Origin of the sequence: Paenibacillus sp. PastF-3 (genome assembly GCF_029893135.1) — a bacterium.
In the GTDB taxonomy this organism is placed as follows: Bacteria; Bacillota; Bacilli; order Paenibacillales; family Paenibacillaceae; genus Paenibacillus_AQ; species Paenibacillus_AQ nitricinens.
Map to the genome: position 1 here is coordinate 72,004 of NZ_JARXWM010000011.1, position 18,689 is coordinate 90,692.

The following is an 18,689-nucleotide window of genomic DNA, read 5'->3' on the forward strand; positions in this document are numbered from 1 at the left end:
TATGCAAGCGTTGCCAAATCATATGAAGATTTAGCCTTATTAAATCACAAAAAAAGGCATCGCCGCATAGCAGCAGATGCCTTCCTTGAACTTCATTGTTCTATTGTTGACTAGCGGCAATGGCCTGTTCCAGATCATAAATAATATCATCAATAGATTCCGTACCAATCGATAAGCGGAGCAATTCCGGGGTTACTCCCGCTGTGGTTTGCTCTTCTTCGGACAGCTGTGCATGTGTTGTACTTGCAGGGTGAATAATCAATGACTTGGAGTCACCGACATTCGCCAAATGCGAGAACAGCTTCACATTTTCAATCAGCTTGCGTCCCGCAGCACTTCCACCTTTAATACCGAAGGTAAGGATCGCTCCTTGACCTTTAGGTAAATACTTTTGCGCTAATTCATGAGATGGATGAGTAGGAAGTCCAGAATAACTTACCCATTCTACATCTGCATGTGCCTCCAAATATTGCGCAACCTTCAGCGCATTCTGGCTGTGACGCTCCATTCGCAAATGGAGTGTTTCTAGCCCTTGCAACAGCATCCAAGAGTTAAATGGTGAAATAGCAGCACCTAAATCGCGAAGTAATTGAACGCGGGCTTTGATAATATAAGCAATCGGTCCAACAGCTTCCGTATAAACAACGCCATGATAACTTGGGTCAGGCTCTGTAAGTCCTGGGAACTTACCGCTTGCCTTCCAGTCGAACTTACCACCGTCCACAATAATTCCACCGATGGATGTACCATGTCCTCCGATGAATTTGGTTGCCGAATGAACAACGATGTCAGCTCCATGCTCAATCGGACGCAGTAAATATGGACTTGGGAACGTATTATCCACAATGAGAGGAATTCCATGTTCATGTGCAATCGCTGCAATGGCTTCAATATCTAAGACATTCCCCTGTGGGTTACCAATGGTTTCTGCATACAAAGCTTTGGTTTTGTCATTGATCGCAGCACGGAAATTTTCTGGATTATCTGAATCCACAAAATGCACCTTAATGCCAAGCTTAGGCAGTGTTGTAGAAAAAAGATTATAAGTTCCACCGTATAGGCTTGCCGCAGATACAATTTCATCTCCAGCGCCCGCAATATTTAGAATGGAAAAAGAAATAGCCGCTGCCCCGGAAGCTGTAGCAAGTGCACCTGCTCCACCTTCTAGTGCTGCCAAGCGCTGTTCAAATACATCTGTGGTCGGATTCATCAGCCGAGTATAAATATTCCCAAATTCCTTGAGTGCAAACAGATCTGCTGCATGATCAGCATCACGGAACCCATAAGACGTGGTTTGATAAAGCGGTACAGCACGTGCGAAAGTAGTTGGATCAATTTCCTGGCCTGCATGAACAGTCAAAGTTTCAAATGACAGCTTACGGTCTTCTGACATTGGTATTTCCTCCCTTTATAAATAAGAATAGAAATCTTTAACAAATAATAATTGTACCCATTCTCTCATAAACAGCATCATTTGAAAAGAAAAAAATCTTATTATTCCGGTGTGAATTATTATATTTTGATTCATTCGAAGGAAACCCTGTCCGACAAAAATCAGATAACGCTTTCAATAAAAGTCTTTAAACTAAAAAAACTTATGAAAACCTATGTAGCTAGTACAGAATGTCTATGTAATTAAAAAGAATAGCGGCGAATAAAGCTTGTCCACCTCATCTCACCGCTACCGATTCACTTATCTTTTTATCTTCTATTAGTAATTGCTTTGGCTTGTTTCTCCCTTAGCAATCGCTACACCACCGCTAGTACCAATACGGCTTGCGCCTGCTTGTACCATTACTTGGGCATCTTCTGCACTACGAACACCACCAGAAGCCTTCACACCCACATTAGGTCCAACCGTTGCACGCATCAGCGCGATATCTTCCTTCGTAGCTCCACCTGTAGAGAATCCTGTGGATGTTTTTACGAAGTCTGCTCCAGCTTCAACAGAAAGCTTGCAGGCACGGACTTTTTCTTCCTCCGTTAATAAACAGGTCTCGATGATGACCTTAGTCAGTGCTTTACCGCGAGCTGCGTCTACAACTGCTGCAATATCACGTTTAACGAGCTCATCGTTACCATCTTTCAGTGCTCCGATGTTGATGACCATATCCACCTCACCCGCACCATTAGCGATTGCATTGGTGGTCTCGAATGCTTTGGTCTCTGTTGTCGAGGATCCAAGTGGGAAGCCGATAACTGTACATACTTTAACCTCAGGCGTATCCTTCAGCACTTCATGGGCAGTAGCTACCCAAGCAGGGTTCACACAGACCGAAGCAAACTTATAGGCTTTTGCTTCCTCTGCCAATTTAACGATATCTTCTTTCCGTGCATCTGCTTTAAGCAGTGTATGATCAATGATCCGCGATAGTGTAATTTCGCTCATTTTTGTCATTCCTCCATGATTTGGATAGTGAATTTTTTTCATCTCTGTAATCATACCAATAGAACTCTGCTTTGCAAAGTCGACTGGGTGATCAGAACCACCCTAACCTGGGTTAACTCATATAAATATATTTAAAGCAGGTCATTATTAACTCAATTATCTTTTCAAGTTAATTTTATAGCTTCTTGTATTTTTTAAAATATAAAGGATAATCCCCCTAAACTTTCCCATTAAAAAATACGATAATACCTATATAAATAGGTTTTTTAGCCTATTTATTGAATTTTTTCTTTTATCTACTTAGGAGGAGATTGATTTAAAATGGGAAACTTTAATTTCACCTCAAACGCTACAGCCCAAAAACTGAATGTACAAGTGGAAGGTTCTATGTCCACTGAGGACGCCGGGCGCTTCATTCAGGAGTACAATCAAATTGTAAGTACATTTGACCCGGCACAATACGAGATCATTTTAGATTGCAAGACATTAAACGTATCCTCGCCGGACACTCTTCCTATGCTTGAGCAATGCTACATACTGTATAAAGAATCAGGATTTAAAAAAGTAACCTTCATTATTGCCAAAAGCCCTGTCTTAAAAATGCAGCTAAGCCGAGTAGCACGGGCAACGAAATTAGAAAATTACGAAATTATTGAAGCATAGGAGGTTTCATTTGGGACATATAACCATCCGCCAAGCCGCTTATTACCATCCGGAGCATGTCGTATCTAATGATTATTATCTGGAGCATTTCCAGAGTATGGGCAAGGACATCAAGCGATTCCTAGAAGTCATGGGTCGTGACCGGAGGTACATCGTAAAGGAAAAGGATGAAAATGCCCTAACGATGGGACTAAAGGCCGCCCAAAAAGCGCTACAAGAAGCCAATTTACAAGGTGAAGATATGGATATGATCATGTTCGCTTCACAGACACCGGAATATACCTACCCTACCAATGCACTCCTGCTGCACCGTATGCTTCAAGGTAAACATCGGACCATTACGCAAGATTCCAATGCCAACTGTGCAGGAATGGTGTCTGCCGTGGAGCAGACAAGTCGTTATATGCAGGCTAATCCTAGCATCCGGTATGCGCTCGTCGTGGGAAGCGACTATAGCTCGGTGAACTGCAATACGGATGATGAAATTACTTACCCTAACTTCGGGGATGCCGCAGCAGCTGTCATTCTGGAGCGAAGTAGCGAGCAATCAGGCTTCATTGACTCCCTTTATTACACTGATTCTGAGGGATCTGAGAATATTATGTTCCCTGCTTGCGGTTTATCGAATATTTATCATGAGGACATTACACCGGAGCAAATCCGGATACGCTGGACACCCTTTGACGGTACAGTTTGTGTAAATGCGGCGGTTGCAGACATGAAGGAGCTTCTCTCAAGAAACGGCCTGACTACAGATGATATCTCTGCCTTCTGCCTTTCACAATTCTCTCTCAAAAATATCGAACTTATCCAAGAGGGTCTTGGACTAACTAATGAGAAATTCATCTATGTAGGTGACGAGTTCGGGTATACAGCTACAAGTAGTCCTTTTATCGCCTTTCAACGCGGCATCGAAGACGGACGAATCAAACGTGGCGATTATGTCTTCTTCTGGTCGGTTGGCGCGGGTTGGCAAATTCCTACAATGCTTTATCAATATTAATAGTAAAAAGAGCTCTTCTTCTATTGAAGGAGGGCTCTTCTATATTTTCATAATTTCAATCAAAATTTATTTAGTCAGGGATTGAATATCTACAAATGGAGTGGCTCCCCCTGTTACAGACGGCAGCACGCCATTCCATTTTTCTAACGCTTTCTCTTGGACCTCTATTTGCTTCAGCTGCACCAGCTCAGGAGTAACCTCTTGCTTCTTAAGTCTTAAGGATTCAGCCTCTGCTTGCGCCTGGGCGATTTTTTGCTTCGCTTCAATCTCGATCCGCCGGAGATCATTTTCAGCCTTCAGCGCCTGCTGCTGAGCGACCTGCTTCGCTTCAATCGACTGATTGAACGCCTCCGAGAATTTAAAGTTAACAATGTTAATATCGTTGACGATCAGGTCATATTTTGCCAGCCTAGCAGTTAAATGCTCACTGATCTCACTCGACACTACATCACGACGTGTAATCAAGTCCTCTGCTGGATATTTTGCCGTCACTTCCTTGACGATTTCCTGAATAGCCGGATTAATAATTACATTATCAAAATTACCTCCGATATTGTTCATCAGATTAAAGGCGGAAGCCTTATTTACGGAATAGTTCACCGCCACATGTGTGGATACGGGCTGAAGATCTTTTGAAGAGGCGGATGTATCGGTCTCCGCTTTCGTTACCTGCGTATTGACTTGAATCACCGTCTGAATAAACGGAACTTTAAAATGAATGCCAGGTGACAACGTATTGTCATTTAATTTACCAAAGGTTTTGTACAAACCTACATGCCCATATTCCACAGATACAAAAGAGTTCGCGCCAATCAACAATACAATGAGCACTGCTGCAACACCGCTAACTATTTTTCCCGGACGCAGCTGTTTCAATTTCGGATTCATTTGCATATTCATCCAATACCCCTCCTAGATTATGGATAATCATTTAAGCTTAATCGTCTATACGGAGTTTTGAGGGAATTGGTCGCAGGAAATATTTCAGCAGCAGTAGTCATGGCGTTACCGCTCTGGGATCAGTCCTTCTAGGGTCAATCGGAATCTTTTGCTCTGCTTGTCCCCGATATCAGAAGCTTCATATATTCCTTCATCTGTTAGCACCACGGAGTCCGCCTTCAAAGCATCATTAACGTAAGTTACCTCAGCGTGATCAACATTCCAGCGGTAAATGTAGGCACTCATCGGATTTCCATGTGCAGCTACACTCTCTATAGAGCCATCCCCATCAACATCCAGCTCATTGGAATGTCCGGTATCTATTTGCAGCAAACCCAAGGGGTTACCGCTCTCGTCGATTAAATAATAGTTACTGAGCGAGTTATTTGCTCCTAGTCCTCCGGTGATTTTCAACACCTTTTCGTTAAACAGCCGCACTACTTCTACCTTGATATCCTCCGGTTGACGATAATTATAAGTTCCTATCGCCCCTAGACTGTATTGTCCTTGGGATGTAGAAATTCCGGCATACACATAGTCTTCGTCACTAGCCATCGTATACACACTCACTTGGATTCCTCCGAAATCATCCAGCTTCTTCTCTGTAATCAAAGTAGCGCCTGTGGGTGGAGCACTAAGTTGAGAGACTACGGGGATTGTATCCACCAGCTTCCACTCCAGCTTTATGAGGTTAGCAGCGGTGTCTGTTGGCTTCGGTCTTAAGGTGTGGTAGCCGTTAGCCGATTGAGGGGGGGATGGGTCAACCTGATGTTGGCAGCCTGCCAGCAAATTAATTAGAAGCAAGGCTGTCAGCGTAACGGATTTATGTAAAGGAAACATCTCTTGGTCACTTCCTATCCTCTTTTTAAAATTTAATCTTTCATTAATCATAGATGAAGTTAGAATTTCAAATGTTACTTTTAGGAGGCGGTAGGGTTAATTTATTGTCTTTTGAGGGTATGTATCGATCAAATGGCTAAATTGGCATACAAAAAACCCGCATCAAATGCGGGTTTGAGAGGAAAGAATCAAGAGCCTAGCAGTTCACGCGCCAACAGTCGATACACCTCTAGACGTTTCTCCTGCGAATGCGGAATGCTGCATATCATTGCTTCTTGGAATCCATATTGTGCTTGTTCTTCTTGCAAACGTACAGCGATGTCTTTAACCGCACCAACCAAATGAATCTTGCGCCCTTCCTTGATTGACATCCGGTCAATTTCCGATAACGAAATGTTCTGAGCTTCTTCTGGTGTCAGCACCTGAGTAATCCGGCCCTTACTCATCATCAACCGAAAAATATCCTGCGGTAATGCTTCATACTCAGCTTCTTCCTTCGTTTCTGCTGTGGTCACCATATAGGATACACTGATCTCTGGTTTGTCCATAAAAATAGAAGGCTGGTAGTTATTCCGATAATGGTCCAAGATCTCATTACTCATCGCACCATTAAAAAATTGTGCGAAGGAGTATCCGACTCCCATTTGTGCAGCTTTTCGCGCACTATTGCCACTTGAGCCTAACAACCATACTTCAGGAAGCGCCACCTTCGTTGGAGCAGCGAGATTTTTGGCATATAGCTCATCTTCCGGAATCTGATCACTAAGCAGCTGCATAGTAATGCCAAGCTTGTCATACATATTATGCAGCATTAACTCGCGGCCTTCAGACAAAGCGTACATGGCGCTTGTATCGCCACCCGGAGCTCGCCCTACACCAAAATCAATTCTTCCCGGGGAAAAAGCACTTAACGTTTTAAATACTTCCGCCAGCTTAAGCGGAGAATAATGCATCATCATTACACCGCCGGTGCCGATTCGAATACGGTTGGTTTTGGCGGCTAAACGGGCAGCCGTTACTTCCGGAGCTGAGCTAGCAAATGTATTTCCGCCATGGTGCTCTGCCATCCACATTCTGCTATATCCCAGCTCATCTGCTAAAATAGCCAGTTCTTCTGCTTTATTCAAGGCACCTTCCGCAGTGTTACCGCTTGTCACGGGTGCCTGATCCAATATGCTTAATCTCATGCGAATACATCCCTTCTTTGGTTAGATGACCATTTTATTGCTGACCCATTCCTCTAAGGCTGCAATCTTATCTTTAAAGCGTTCACCACGCATTTCCTCCGACAACGAAGCAATGGTCTCCCGCTTTAATACAGCTTTCCAAGAGGATTCAGCTTCTTCCATCAGATTCGTTAACAGGCAACAGCTATCTTCTTTTTCTAAATCCAACATGTCTACCAAAATACCATTGGATGAGTACAGCGACTGCTGGCCTTCCACTGCAAGGTAAACGTCATATACACGAATATCTTCAGGTCTTTTCTTTAATTTAAAGCCACCTTTAATGCCGGGAACAGACGTGATGAGGTCTGCGGTTACCAGCTTTCTTAACAGTTTCTGAAAATAGGTCGCCGATGCTCCGAGCTGCTGGCTAATCGCTTCTCCAGGCAGCACCGCCTTGTCCGGCAGCATGTTAAGCAGAACCAGTGCGTACACCGACTGTTCTACCCCTGTTTTCATATGCATGTATAGCACCTCGATTTACGTAAATAGCTTGATTAAAACTGTAGATAGTACCGTCCGCGTATAAAGCGGATAAACATTATCCACTTTATATTTTATATTAGATTGTACCAAAAGTAAAACCTTGCCCGTCTTCTCTTACCGTTAATATCTGCTATAAAAAAAAAGATCACGCATATAGCGCAATCTTTTATCAGGGTATCCGTTATTTTCTTGTATGTCCTACTGTATAGATAACCCCACCCGCTGAACGAGCTGTGAGCTCTGATCATTAAGTCCGGTAATGGTGACTTTTTTGCCATGCTCAGCATATTTGCTCATTGTCTTCGCTATGGCATGAACTGCAGATTGGTCCCACACATGGGAGTGTGAAAAATCGATAATAATATGATCCGGATCGCTATCGTAGGCGAATTCATGAATGAAGTGGCTTGTCGTGCCGAAGAACAGCTGGCCGGACACCGCATATGTTTTGGAAGAGGTTGCTTCCTGAACCGTTAGGCGGATCGAAGCTATTTTCCAAGCAAACGTTAAAGCACTTAACAGAACCCCAAACAAAACTCCAATAGAAAGGTTGTCCGTAGCCACCACAGTAACCACCGTTACAATCATAACGAGTGCATCGCTTAGCGGGACACGGGTTAAAGTTTTGAGTGAGCCCCATTCAAAGGTGCTGATACAGACCATTATCATTACGCCGACGAGAGCGCCCATCGGGATCTGCTTCACCACATCGCCAAGTACAATAATTAGAAACAATAAAAAGATCCCTGACACAAACGTGGACAGACGCGTGCGTCCTCCTGACTTCATGTTAACCATCGACTGGCCAATCATCGCACAGCCTGCCATCCCTCCGAAAAAACCAGTGACAACATTCGCCAGTCCCTGTCCTTTCGCTTCTCTATTCTTATCACTACCTGTGCCAGTAATATCGTCTATTAGCGTAGCTGTCATCAGGGATTCCAATAGCCCAACTACGGCCAGTGAGAGTGAATATGGCAAAATAATAAGCAGCGTATCCAGCGTGAACGGGATCTCAGGGAGATGGAATAGGGGCAAAGTTGCTGTAATATTCCCCATATCGCCTACGGTTCTTACGTCCAGATGAAGAGCGATACTAAGAACAGAAACGATAACAATCGCTACAAGTGCTGAAGGTACGGCTTTGGTAAACCGTGGAACCGTGTAGATAATAAGTAAGGTCAGAGCTACCAGGCCGTACATTACCCAACCTTGTCCCTTAAAATGGGTAAGCTGCGCCATGAAAATCAGTATCGCCAGCGCGTTAACAAAACCCGTCATGACCGGCTGTGGCAAAAACGTAATAAATCGCCCCAGCTTTAGCATCCCCATCAATATCTGAAACACACCAGCCAATACCGTTGCCGCGAACAGATACTCAATTCCGTGTTCTAGTACAAGACTTCCGACTAATAGAGCCATAGCCCCCGTAGCTGCCGAGATCATTCCCGGTCTGCCCCCGGCAAGTGCGGTTACAATTGCAATACAGAAAGAGGCATATAAACCAACCATCGGACTTACTCCTGCCAGGATCGAAAAGGCAATCGCTTCAGGAATGAGTGCAACGGCTACGGTCATCCCCGATAAAATATCGGTCCGAGTGTTAGAAAACCACCCATTATTTAAGGTAAGCTGCTTCAAAATCTAATTTCCTCCTGTGACTAATAAGGTATATAGGCCTTTTTCAAAAAGACCCGGGGCCGGTGCAACGCTTATGTTCCTTATTGTACTCGACCCGCCTTCACCTTCACAAAAAGATTAGATAGACTTGTAAGCGCTTATTCACCTCATTTTCTAGCCAATCCTTGAAATATCATTAAAATTCTATATTTCTAGATTACCGGTATAGTCCGGAAGCTTTCACTTCATTAAAGAAGGTGTTGAACTCATCAATATTCAGCTGCTGCGCGGCATCGGACAACGCGGTTGCAGGATCAGGATGCACCTCGACCATAATACCATCGGCTCCGGCTGCGAGTGCGGCTTTCGCACATGGGATAAGAATATCTTTGCGTCCTGTGGAGTGAGTAACATCGACCAATACTGGTAAATGGCACTCCTGCTTGAGAATAGGCACCGCTGAGATATCGAGCGTGTTGCGGGTCGCTTTTTCATACGTACGAATTCCGCGTTCAATCAACATAATTTGTGTGTTGCCACGAGACATAATGTATTCCGCTGCATGGATGAATTCATCGAGCGTGGCAGCCAATCCGCGTTTCAACAGCACTGGCTTATTAACTTCTCCGACCGCTTTTAGCAGCTCGAAATTATGCATGTTCCGTGCACCGATCTGGATGATATCTACATAGTCCAAGGACTCTTCAATATGTCTTGGATCTACAATTTCACTGATGGTCAGCAGGCCATAATCATTTGCTGCTTCACGTAGTATTCTTAGGCCATCCATGCCTAGACCTTGGAAGTCATAAGGGGAAGTCCGCGGCTTGAAGGCACCTCCACGCATTACACGTACGCCAGCTTTTTGCAGGGCTGCAGCTACGGTGCGGGTCTGTAGTTCGCTCTCCACAGAGCAAGGACCGGCTACCATCAGGGAAGAAGAACCGCCAACGGTCACATTTCCCGGCAGAACAATTACTGTGTCTTCTTTGTGACTCTTACGTGCGACTAGCAAAGTTTTTTTATGTTCATCGGATTGTAAGTCCAGAGATGCTGAAAAAATTTGTTTGAAGAGGCTGCGGATAGTCCCGTTAGTGAAAGGTCCTTGATTGCTCGCTACGAGCTGATCGAGCATTTTCTTTTCACGTTCTGGATCAAATTTAGGCACACCTTGCTTTTCTTTAACTACTCCAATCTCCTGCACAATCTTAGCCCGCTCGGAGATCAGCTCCAGCAATTGACCATTGATTTCATCCAGACGACCTCTAAGCACATCCAATTCCACGTTACTCATTACCCTTCCACTCCCTCTTGTTATTTATAATTTGAAACGCAAAAAGGCCCCCCGTCGCAAGGGACGAGGAGCCGTGGTACCACCCTTATTTAGAATTAACCTGAATACTAGCACAAAGGAATAGACAATCTGATTCCCTGGACTAAAGATTAACTCTGTCTTTCACCCGGTAACGCGGAGCGCGGGCCTCCCTACTCATACCTGTCACGACCTGTGACAATTACTTCAGGGGCCGACTCGGAAGTGAACTTCGGCATTCATCGTCTCATGAGGGTGCTCTCAGTCTCCGGCACGCCTTCCCTGTTAAGATCCGCTATAATGCTTACTCTCTTCGTCATTGTCTTTGATTATGTCAGCGCGTCTTTTACGCTGGTTTCTGCTATCTTAATCAAAAAATGTTGCCGACGCAAGATAATAATGTAACGCTGAGTAGCTTTAATGCATTAAAATCATTTGAAGTAAAGTTTTTCCTATAACAACTTGTTTGAATAGGCTTTGAAAATGAAATAACCCATATGCATACTATGATAGCAATGCCTTAAAGGTTCCTATCCCTTTCTATGTATGATGTTGACAGCGATATTTTGATTGTTTACAATTAAATCATTGAAAATATTTCCTTTTCTTATTCACTGACAGCTTTAACGTTTTGAATACACAACTGAAGGGATGTAACAGCATGAGCATTTATCCATATACAGCACGCAGTATTCGGGGAAAAGATATCGAACTAGAGCAATACAAAGGTAAAGTCCTTCTGATTGTGAATACAGCAAGTAAGTGCGGATTTACCCACCAATATTCCGACCTGCAAAAGCTCTATGAGAGATACGAAGATCGCGGCTTCCAAATTCTCGGATTCCCATCCAACCAATTTGGGGAGCAGGAACCTGGCAGCAATGAAGAAGTGAATGTATTTTGCCAAATCAATTACGGGGTTACGTTCCCTCTCTTTGAGAAGGTTGAAGTAAAGGGCGAAAATAAACATCCCCTCTTCACTCACCTTACTGAGCAGGCTGGATTTGAAGGTTTCGACATGAACCATTCTTCAGGAAAGCTGCTTCAAAGCATGCTTGAGAGCAAAGATCCGGAAGCATTGAACAATGATGAAATCAAATGGAATTTCACTAAATTCCTGATTGATCGCGAAGGCAATGTTATCACTAGATTCGAATCTACAGTAGACCCGCTGGATATTGAGCCAGCTATTGAAGCACTGCTATAGATTTTAACGTATCAAAAAGCCCCCCATTTCGGGTGGCTTTTTTTAGTTTTTGTACACTAGCACTTTCACGTACGGTACTGCTCCGTAAACACTTCAAAATAAGGGGTGGTATCCCTTTCCGCCATCGAGCCGTTAGCCTCTGGCCCCCAGCCGATCTCAGCCCTCCAGCTTCCTAGCACTCCCGTCCGAATTAACGCCTCCTCATTTACACCGATCAACCGATCTGCCTGCGGCGCTACATAAAGTGCATCTACGGGACAATAAGCTTCACACATGAAACAAGTCTGGCAATCTTCCTGACGCGCAATGACCGGAATCTTCCCCTTCATCTCGAATACGTTTGTCGGACAAACCTTCGTACACAGTTTGCATCCCACACAGCGTTCCAAGCTAATTAGTTCGATCATATCGCTTGCCCCTCCTTTAGTGGATTCAGTTCATGAGCATGGGGCACAGCCTCGGTACTGATCCTTATTTGCTCTATACCGGATACAATTAGCCGGTAGGTTTGACGCGGATCAAGCGCTGGATATTCCGCGAGCTTTTGCAGGCCGCGCGTCTCCTTGCGGGCGAGCGCGGCGGTGTACATCCACCTGCCGACCGCGAGCATTGCCGCGGCTTCACGCGATTGCACGATGCCCTGTACGGTGGAGGGAACCCGCCCGTTCAAGAAGGGCATCAAGGCATTCAGCCGCTTCAAGGCTGAAGAAATGCCCGGCTCGCTGCGGAAATAATTGATCTGCAGCGGCAAGATTTCACGCTGGATCGCCGCGACTAGCGGCTTCACCTCCAGCGTGTCCGAGGTGTTGGCGCCAGCAGCCAGACCGTAGCGTCCCGCTGCGGTGAGGTTGCGGCTGTTCGCCTGCCCTCGGCTGGAGCGCGCATGCTGCGCAGCTCCCTGGCCTGCCCAGCTTCCGCTGCATATGGCCCAGGAAGCGTTATAAGCCCCGCCGCCGGAGATGGCGCCGGTCACTTTCTCGCGTGATGCGGCATCTCCGGCCGCATAAAGTCCGGGCACGGTCGTCCGGCAGTCCGTGCCCGTAAGGCGCAGACCCCCAGTGCCGCGCATCGTGCCCTCATAGCGCAGGGTGAGCGGGAATTTCTGCTTAAACGCATCAATTCCCGCCCGCTCCAGCGGCATAAAGAAAATCGGATGCGCTTTTCGCAGAAAATCCTGTTTCTCCGCTGTATCTGCCAGATCAAGTGAAGCATAAACCGGCCCCTTGAGCAGCATTTCAGGAATGCTGCCAAAAGTCCGATCCCCTTTATGCAGCGGATGACCGTCCGCGTCATAAAGGGTGGCCCAGGCCAGCATACGTCCACGTGTTACGGTTCCGTCTGCAAAGCTCGGCGCGTATTGGCGGCTGAATTCCATACCTGACAAATCGGCTCCCACTTCAGCGGACATCAGCAGCCCTTCGCCTGTCAGAACGTTGCAGCCAAGACCTTTGCTGAGAAAAGCACAGCCTCCGGTTGCCATCACAACGGCGTTAGCCTTCACTTCCCAGGTCTCTCCTGTCAAACGATTGATCCCGCGAGCCCCGCCAACCCCATGTTCATCATGAAGAAGTTCCAGCGCTGGCGACTGATCGAGGATCGTGACCCCCGCTTTGCGGACAACTCTTCGCATAATCCGCATGTATTCTGGTCCGTGCAGATGTGTGCGCAATGAGTTTCCTGCCTCATCTTTTGGAAAAGGATAACCCCACTGCTCAATTAAAGCCAGATTCTGTTCTACCTGATCCAGCACACGGTGAATCCAAGCATTCTCCGACAAATATCCACCGGATTTTAGCCTGGATTGTACCGCCTGCTCCCGCAGCTCAGCAATTGGAGGGATAACGAGCAGCGTCGTCCCTCCAGGCGCCGTTGCGCCGCTTGTGCCCAAGTAGCCCTTATCTGCAAGGACTACCTTTGCACCTTGTGACGCTGCACTCCATGCCGCCCAAGCTCCTGCAGGACCTCCGCCAAGCACGAGGACATCCACTGTCAGTTCCTTCTTAAGCCGCGACATTTGACTTCCTCCCCAAAAACTCGCTAGTACATGTTATTCTAGACAGCTTCAAATTCAGTTTTTGCTTTCCAGCCATAGTTATTTCAGCTGCCAATCGCTAATATTAAAGTCTTTTTTCGCTAGTTTTTCTTCGACAAGGAAGTTCTTGGTACCCTCTAGTAGCTTGGTTCCTTCGTCAATGAACGCGGTATCTTTGATATCACTGATTGGATTTACTTGCTTCGCCAGCTCTGGCGTTGTATCTCCGATTTCAGCCAGAAATTGATAATACTCATCCTCGTGCTGCTTCAGATCTGCTAAAGCTTTCTCACGAGCCTCGTTCCACACCTTCGGAAAATCAGGGAATTTCGCCAGATAGTCCTCAGACACAACAGTTGCACTGGTGCCAAGCAGATTCGGATGCTTCGAGGCATCATCTAAATGAGTGTAGCCTTGGTCAATTAACTTCAGCGCAGGAACACCAAGATTCGTTGTAGCCTCTACATCTCCACGGGCTAAAGCTGCGGTAGCATCCGGAATGAGCATATGCACGAGTTTGTAGTCAGTTACGCCTTCCTCCTGAAGTAATCCAACGACATAACGGTGCATAAAAGAGCCTTTTTGAATGGCAATAGTCTTCCCTTGCAGATCTTTCACCGTCTTTGGTCCATCTTTCTTACCGATTAGATAACCGATAGTGTTGGCTGAGGATTGTGAAATCAGACGTGTCTTGGCACCAGAAGCATAAGCAATAATAGCAGGTGTATCCCCAAGGCTGCCGATATCTAATCGACCACTAATTAAGGATTCTGTCTGATCAGGACCGTTTGGAAAGCCCGTAAGCTTCACTTCAGTAATGCCATATTTCTTCAGCTCTTCTTGAATGATCCCTTTATAAAATCCCCAGCCCTCCGCGCCACCTGGCACATTCAACTTATTAGAGCCTATAAAACCAAAGTTCAGTACCGCTGGAACGTTACTTTCGGATTTGCCTCCAGATTTCTCTGTACTAGAGCCGCCGGATGAAGATGCTCCATTACCTCCAGCGTTATTTCCGCAAGCCTGAAGTACCAGCATAACCATCATAATCGTAGTTAAAAGTGCAAATCGTATCCTTTTAGAACGTTTCCCTTGAATCTCTCTGTACGCTGGTTTCATTTCTTTCTCCCCCTAGATTTATGTTATTTATCTTAATCTTAATCAAGGTCAGAACCCTGCCCTCGACGCCAATTGGTACATAAAGTCATGACTTGCTACCGGTTGTCTGCCTTTGCCCCAGCCTACCTTTTCACGATAACCACCAAGTAATCCCTGCTCCTCTAGCCCTGCCTCTGTCACCCCAATCACTTTCTCTGAATCTGGCGCAACGTAGAGAGCATCCACAGGACAATACAGCTCACACATAAAGCAAGTCTGGCAATCGCTCTGCCGGGCAATAACAGGAATGCCATCCTCTATCCGTTCGAAGACATTGGTCGGGCAGACCGATACACATTGGTTGCACGTTACACATCTGGCAGCGCTGATCACCTCAATCACGATAGAACCCCCTCCTTGGCCACTGCTTCTGTCTTCACCCATACCTGATCCAATCCACCGCTAATTAAGCGATGATGCTGTTCTTGATCCGTTCCCTTAAAATCTTCACGCTTATGCATGCCCCTCGTCTCCGTACGGGCAAGCGCGGAATTGTACATCCAACGGGCAGTTGCAGTCATGGCTTCTGCTTCACGCGCTTTAACCCCTTCAGGGGTACGCTGAATCTCACGGCTACGCTGTTCTTTCCACAATTCATTCAGACGGCCTAATGAAGAGGTCAGCCCTTTGTCCGTACGGAATAAATTAATGTCATACGGCTTCACTTCAGCCTGCACAGCAGACACAACCTCTGACGTATGAGCTGATACTCCAGGCTTCACTTCTTGATGAACCAGTGGGGAAGATGATAATCCGACTGGATTACGGTACGCTGCATTCGAGCCAAGGCTCTGCGCATAGATAGCAGCCCCTTCTCCTGCAAAACTGCCGGATGACATAGCCCAAGCCGCATTATGGCTGCCACCACCAGTAAATCCCCCGCAAATTAGCTCACGAGTAGCTGCATCTCCTGCCGCATAAAGTCCGGGAACACCTGTGCCACAGCTTTCGTCTGTGATATGAATACCACCCGTCCCACGAACCGTTCCTTCGAGACGAAGCGTAACCGGAAAAGCATCCTTGAAAGGATCGATCCCTTGTCGATCAAAGGGTAGAAAAAAGTTCGTCTGCGCCACCCGCAGAAGAGGTCTTAAATCTTCTGGTGCTCCATCCAACTTGGCGTATACCTGATTGCCTGCTAGCAGATTCCGAGCGATAACTGAACGCCCTTTCTTGGAACCCGCCCCTTCCACAATGCTTCCATCCTCATAATAAAAGCTGGCATAGTTGTAATATGCTGTCTTGGTTACAGAGGAGAACGTAGGGCAGATCGCGTAGGCATTAGAGAATTCCATGCCGGACAAGTTCGCCCCAGCCTCAGCTGCAAATAGATAGCCATCACCAGTAAGCACGTTGCAACCAAGCGCCTTACTTAGGAAGGCACAACCCCCAGTAGCAATAACGACTGCCCCTGCTTGAACCGTCCAGGTATCACCACTCTGGGTATGGACCCCAGCCGCTCCAGCTACGCCATGCTCATCCACAAGGAGCTCCATGGCTGGGCTATGATCTAAAATTTTAACGCCCGCCTTTTTCACCAGCTTACGCATTAATTTCATATATTCCGGTCCCTGAAGACTTTTACGATACTGGTTACCCTGCTCATCTACAGGGAATGGATATCCTGAAACGCCAAGTTTGTTCATATTGGCATAGGTACGGTCTAGCACTCGGTCCATCCAGCGGGATTCAGCCAACTGACCGCCCAATGTATAACGACTTGCTTTGGCCTCCTCCCGGAGCTTCTCATCCGGCTTCACATACCAGACTCCTGTTCCTGAGGGGGCCGTTGCACCGCTCGAACCGCAGTAGCCTTTATCTGCGAGGACAACTTTCGCACCCTTCGCTGAGGCCGTAAGGGCTGCCCATGTTCCTGCCGGTCCTCCACCTATAACAAGCACATCCGCCACCAAATTCAACGATCCTTTTTGTATCGATCCACGCATAGCTCAAGACCTCCTCAAATGATTTACCCTTCGTAACTATCGCGCCAGAACAGGAACTTACGTTCAATGATTCGGAACAATGAATCGATCAGCTTACCGACGATAGCGAATATAATAATGCCTACAAACACAACCTCTGTATTGGAATTCTGCTTCGCCTCATTGATCAGGAATCCGATCCCTGACTGTGATCCAATGAGTTCAGCTACAACAAGACCGATCCATGCTACAGCCAAAGACAGCCGTAATCCTAACAAAATTCCGGGCAATGCTGCTGGCAAAATCAGCCTGCGCAGCTTTTGATAAGGGCTAAAACCTAACACCCGAGATACCTCGAACAGCTTATTGTCCACATTGCGTATGCCCATAAATGTATTAATATAGAGCGGAAAGAATGACCCTGTCAGAATGATCACTATTTTGGACATTTCCCCAAAGCCGAACCATAAAATGATCAGCGGTGCTATAGCTAGATGAGGAACAAGCCTAAGTACCTGTACACTGGGATCGAGCACATACTCCACACTGCGAAACAAGCCAGTCAGTACTCCAAATAAAAGGCCTAGAACGCCTCCGATAAGAAATCCAATTCCCGCCCTCCCCATACTGACACCTAGGTGATGAGTTAACTCTCCAGTCACCAATAGGTCTGTAAAAGCTCTGGCGATCGACAATGGAGTCGGCAGAAACTGCGCAGAGATCATTCCGGTGCTTCCTGCCAGCTGCCAAAGAATGAGCGTCACCACCGGAATGATAGCGCCCATTCCCCAATCTGACAGTAGAGATTTCCATGCTATAGATACCGCCGATTTCTCCAATTTCTTAGTCGATAAAGGAGCAATATCACTGCTATCTAGCGATTCTCTTGCTCTTGTAGTATTTTTCAAAATAGCTTCTACTCCATCGCTCATGGTGTATCCCCCTTTCGTTTCATGCGCGTTTTCTGTTTATCCGCGATAGTTGTCCTGCCATCTCAGCAGCCGTCGTTCAATGTAGCGAACAAGAGAATCACTCACCAGTCCTGCAATGGCAAAAATAATAATTCCCACGAACACCACAGGTGTATCCGCGAATTGACGCGCGTCCGACATCATATACCCAATGCCTGAAGTGGAAGCAATCAGCTCTGCGACTACCAGACCTAACCAAGAGAGCCCCAAGGAAAGGCGCACTCCGAGAATAATATTCGGCAGCGCCGCTGGAAGTACTAATCTTGCAATTTGCTTTATAGGGCTAAATCCAAGCACTCGAGATACTTCGAACAGCTTGTTATCCACGCCGCGGATGCCCATGAACGTATTAATATACAGTGGGAAAAATGCCCCCTTAGCAATCAATAACACCTTCGACTCCTCACCGATGCCGAACCATAAGATGAACAGCGGCACTACCGCCAGACTCGGGATCATACGAATCATTTGCAGGGATGGATCTAGCAATTTCTCTGATCTGCGGAACAGACCTACGAGAATGCCTAATAGCAGACCAAGTCCACCACCGAGCAGGAATCCGGAAAGGGCTCTGACCAAGCTGATCCTAAAGTTCGGCCATAAATCTCCTGAAGCGGCCAAGGCTACAAAAGATTCAGCAATGGTATACGGCGTCGGGAACAACATATCTGAGATCATTCCGTAGTGTCCAAGAGTCTGCCACAGAATCAGTACACTGCCCGGCATCAGGAGACCCAGTCCCAAAGTCATTACCTTTCCGGGGCGTCCGGAAGTTCTTACGGCCAACGCCCGATTTGTCATACTCTGCACCCACCTTTTTTAAGCTTTACCTTCACTTTAAATAACAAAAAGAGACCCTCGAATGTTAGTTCATTTCGAAAGTCTCCATCGGTATGGTCGACATCTTTATAGTCATTA

Annotated in this window: 18 protein-coding genes; 3 read left to right on the forward strand and 15 right to left on the reverse strand. The window is 46.4% G+C overall.

Features of this window, described 5'->3' with window-relative positions; genetic code table 11:
• Nucleotides 1-100: 100 nt before the first annotated feature.
• Together M2444_RS20905 and deoC are read right to left on the reverse strand one after the other, a co-directional pair.
• Complete coding sequence (locus tag M2444_RS20905) at nucleotides 101-1,393, reverse strand: homocysteine synthase (RefSeq protein WP_094871001.1); 1,293 nt, start codon at nucleotides 1,391-1,393, stop codon at nucleotides 101-103.
• Between the two features lie 318 nt (nucleotides 1,394-1,711).
• Entirely contained in the window at nucleotides 1,712-2,389 is a 678-nt protein-coding gene (gene deoC / locus M2444_RS20910) for a deoxyribose-phosphate aldolase (protein ID WP_094871003.1), read from the reverse strand.
• Between the two features lie 321 nt (nucleotides 2,390-2,710).
• On the opposite strand from deoC, the gene M2444_RS20915 reads away from it, so the two are divergent.
• Both M2444_RS20915 and M2444_RS20920 read left to right on the forward strand, forming a co-directional pair.
• Nucleotides 2,711-3,052, forward strand: coding sequence for a hypothetical protein (locus M2444_RS20915; RefSeq protein WP_094871005.1), 342 nt, complete (start codon nucleotides 2,711-2,713; stop codon nucleotides 3,050-3,052).
• A gap of 10 nt (nucleotides 3,053-3,062) precedes the next feature.
• Complete coding sequence (locus tag M2444_RS20920; RefSeq protein WP_256989859.1) at nucleotides 3,063-4,055, forward strand: ketoacyl-ACP synthase III; 993 nt, start codon at nucleotides 3,063-3,065, stop codon at nucleotides 4,053-4,055.
• 66 nt (nucleotides 4,056-4,121) lie between these two features.
• Here the strand turns inward: M2444_RS20920 and M2444_RS20925 are convergent, their stop codons facing one another.
• The 6 genes from M2444_RS20925 to M2444_RS20950 all read right to left on the reverse strand — a co-directional run bounded on the left by M2444_RS20925 (nucleotide 4,122) and on the right by M2444_RS20950 (nucleotide 10,460).
• Complete coding sequence (locus M2444_RS20925; protein WP_256989860.1) at nucleotides 4,122-4,955, reverse strand: prohibitin family protein; 834 nt, start codon at nucleotides 4,953-4,955, stop codon at nucleotides 4,122-4,124.
• Between the two features lie 105 nt (nucleotides 4,956-5,060).
• On the reverse strand, nucleotides 5,061-5,834 hold the full coding sequence (locus tag M2444_RS20930; RefSeq protein ID WP_094876898.1) for a hypothetical protein: 774 nt from the start codon (nucleotides 5,832-5,834) through the stop codon (nucleotides 5,061-5,063).
• A gap of 188 nt (nucleotides 5,835-6,022) precedes the next feature.
• A complete protein-coding gene (locus M2444_RS20935; RefSeq protein ID WP_076128737.1) occupies nucleotides 6,023-7,021 on the reverse strand; it encodes an LLM class flavin-dependent oxidoreductase in 999 nt (332 codons plus the stop codon).
• A gap of 21 nt (nucleotides 7,022-7,042) precedes the next feature.
• Nucleotides 7,043-7,525, reverse strand: a complete 483-nt coding sequence (locus tag M2444_RS20940) for an Rrf2 family transcriptional regulator (protein ID WP_280787930.1) — start codon at nucleotides 7,523-7,525, stop codon at nucleotides 7,043-7,045.
• Between the two features lie 219 nt (nucleotides 7,526-7,744).
• Nucleotides 7,745-9,190 (reverse strand): SulP family inorganic anion transporter, encoded by a 1,446-nt coding sequence (locus tag M2444_RS20945; protein WP_094871012.1) that lies wholly within the window; start codon nucleotides 9,188-9,190, stop codon nucleotides 7,745-7,747.
• A gap of 193 nt (nucleotides 9,191-9,383) precedes the next feature.
• On the reverse strand, nucleotides 9,384-10,460 hold the full coding sequence (locus M2444_RS20950; RefSeq protein ID WP_280787931.1) for a bifunctional 3-deoxy-7-phosphoheptulonate synthase/chorismate mutase: 1,077 nt from the start codon (nucleotides 10,458-10,460) through the stop codon (nucleotides 9,384-9,386).
• Between the two features lie 679 nt (nucleotides 10,461-11,139).
• On the opposite strand from M2444_RS20950, the gene M2444_RS20955 reads away from it, so the two are divergent.
• Nucleotides 11,140-11,685, forward strand: coding sequence for a glutathione peroxidase (locus M2444_RS20955; RefSeq protein WP_042131085.1), 546 nt, complete (start codon nucleotides 11,140-11,142; stop codon nucleotides 11,683-11,685).
• Between the two features lie 65 nt (nucleotides 11,686-11,750).
• Here the strand turns inward: M2444_RS20955 and M2444_RS20960 are convergent, their stop codons facing one another.
• The 7 genes from M2444_RS20960 to M2444_RS20990 all read right to left on the reverse strand — a co-directional run bounded on the left by M2444_RS20960 (nucleotide 11,751) and on the right by M2444_RS20990 (nucleotide 18,521).
• Nucleotides 11,751-12,092 (reverse strand): 4Fe-4S binding protein, encoded by a 342-nt coding sequence (locus tag M2444_RS20960; RefSeq protein WP_280787932.1) that lies wholly within the window; start codon nucleotides 12,090-12,092, stop codon nucleotides 11,751-11,753.
• Nucleotides 12,089-13,699, reverse strand: a complete 1,611-nt coding sequence (locus M2444_RS20965) for an FAD-binding protein (protein WP_280787933.1) — start codon at nucleotides 13,697-13,699, stop codon at nucleotides 12,089-12,091. Before M2444_RS20965 ends, M2444_RS20960 begins: the two co-directional genes overlap by 4 nt.
• Before the next feature lie 78 nt (nucleotides 13,700-13,777).
• Nucleotides 13,778-14,836 (reverse strand): ABC transporter substrate-binding protein, encoded by a 1,059-nt coding sequence (locus tag M2444_RS20970; RefSeq protein ID WP_280787934.1) that lies wholly within the window; start codon nucleotides 14,834-14,836, stop codon nucleotides 13,778-13,780.
• Between the two features lie 48 nt (nucleotides 14,837-14,884).
• The gene (locus tag M2444_RS20975; RefSeq protein ID WP_280787935.1) at nucleotides 14,885-15,217 is read right to left on the reverse strand and encodes a ferredoxin family protein; all 333 of its coding nucleotides are present in this window, start codon (nucleotides 15,215-15,217) and stop codon (nucleotides 14,885-14,887) included.
• Nucleotides 15,214-16,821 carry an FAD-dependent oxidoreductase gene (locus tag M2444_RS20980; RefSeq protein ID WP_280787936.1) on the reverse strand — a complete coding sequence of 536 codons (1,608 nt, stop codon included), beginning with the start codon at nucleotides 16,819-16,821 and terminating at the stop codon, nucleotides 15,214-15,216. Before M2444_RS20980 ends, M2444_RS20975 begins: the two co-directional genes overlap by 4 nt.
• Before the next feature lie 23 nt (nucleotides 16,822-16,844).
• On the reverse strand, nucleotides 16,845-17,732 hold the full coding sequence (locus M2444_RS20985; protein ID WP_280787937.1) for an ABC transporter permease: 888 nt from the start codon (nucleotides 17,730-17,732) through the stop codon (nucleotides 16,845-16,847).
• A 36-nt stretch (nucleotides 17,733-17,768) separates the two neighbouring features.
• Entirely contained in the window at nucleotides 17,769-18,521 is a 753-nt protein-coding gene (locus M2444_RS20990; protein ID WP_481857513.1) for an ABC transporter permease, read from the reverse strand.
• Nucleotides 18,522-18,689: the final 168 nt, after the last annotated feature.

What these genes read in the sequence shown, in the direction of transcription:
- M2444_RS20905 (WP_094871001.1), bottom strand. Translation starts at nt 1,393, where the DNA reads ATGTCAGAAGACCGTAAGCTGTCATTTGAAACTTTGACTGTTCATGCA.
- deoC (WP_094871003.1), bottom strand. Translation starts at nt 2,389, where the DNA reads ATGAGCGAAATTACACTATCGCGGATCATTGATCATACACTGCTTAAA.
- M2444_RS20915 (WP_094871005.1), top strand. Translation starts at nt 2,711, where the DNA reads ATGGGAAACTTTAATTTCACCTCAAACGCTACAGCCCAAAAACTGAAT.
- M2444_RS20925 (WP_256989860.1), bottom strand. Translation starts at nt 4,955, where the DNA reads ATGAATATGCAAATGAATCCGAAATTGAAACAGCTGCGTCCGGGAAAA.
- M2444_RS20930 (WP_094876898.1), bottom strand. Translation starts at nt 5,834, where the DNA reads ATGTTTCCTTTACATAAATCCGTTACGCTGACAGCCTTGCTTCTAATT.
- M2444_RS20935 (WP_076128737.1), bottom strand. Translation starts at nt 7,021, where the DNA reads ATGAGATTAAGCATATTGGATCAGGCACCCGTGACAAGCGGTAACACT.
- M2444_RS20940 (WP_280787930.1), bottom strand. Translation starts at nt 7,525, where the DNA reads ATGCATATGAAAACAGGGGTAGAACAGTCGGTGTACGCACTGGTTCTG.
- M2444_RS20950 (WP_280787931.1), bottom strand. Translation starts at nt 10,460, where the DNA reads ATGAGTAACGTGGAATTGGATGTGCTTAGAGGTCGTCTGGATGAAATC.
- M2444_RS20955 (WP_042131085.1), top strand. Translation starts at nt 11,140, where the DNA reads ATGAGCATTTATCCATATACAGCACGCAGTATTCGGGGAAAAGATATC.
- M2444_RS20960 (WP_280787932.1), bottom strand. Translation starts at nt 12,092, where the DNA reads ATGATCGAACTAATTAGCTTGGAACGCTGTGTGGGATGCAAACTGTGT.
- M2444_RS20965 (WP_280787933.1), bottom strand. Translation starts at nt 13,699, where the DNA reads ATGTCGCGGCTTAAGAAGGAACTGACAGTGGATGTCCTCGTGCTTGGC.
- M2444_RS20970 (WP_280787934.1), bottom strand. Translation starts at nt 14,836, where the DNA reads ATGAAACCAGCGTACAGAGAGATTCAAGGGAAACGTTCTAAAAGGATA.
- M2444_RS20980 (WP_280787936.1), bottom strand. Translation starts at nt 16,821, where the DNA reads ATGCGTGGATCGATACAAAAAGGATCGTTGAATTTGGTGGCGGATGTG.
- M2444_RS20985 (WP_280787937.1), bottom strand. Translation starts at nt 17,732, where the DNA reads ATGAGCGATGGAGTAGAAGCTATTTTGAAAAATACTACAAGAGCAAGA.
- M2444_RS20990 (WP_481857513.1), bottom strand. Translation starts at nt 18,521, where the DNA reads ATGACTTTGGGACTGGGTCTCCTGATGCCGGGCAGTGTACTGATTCTG.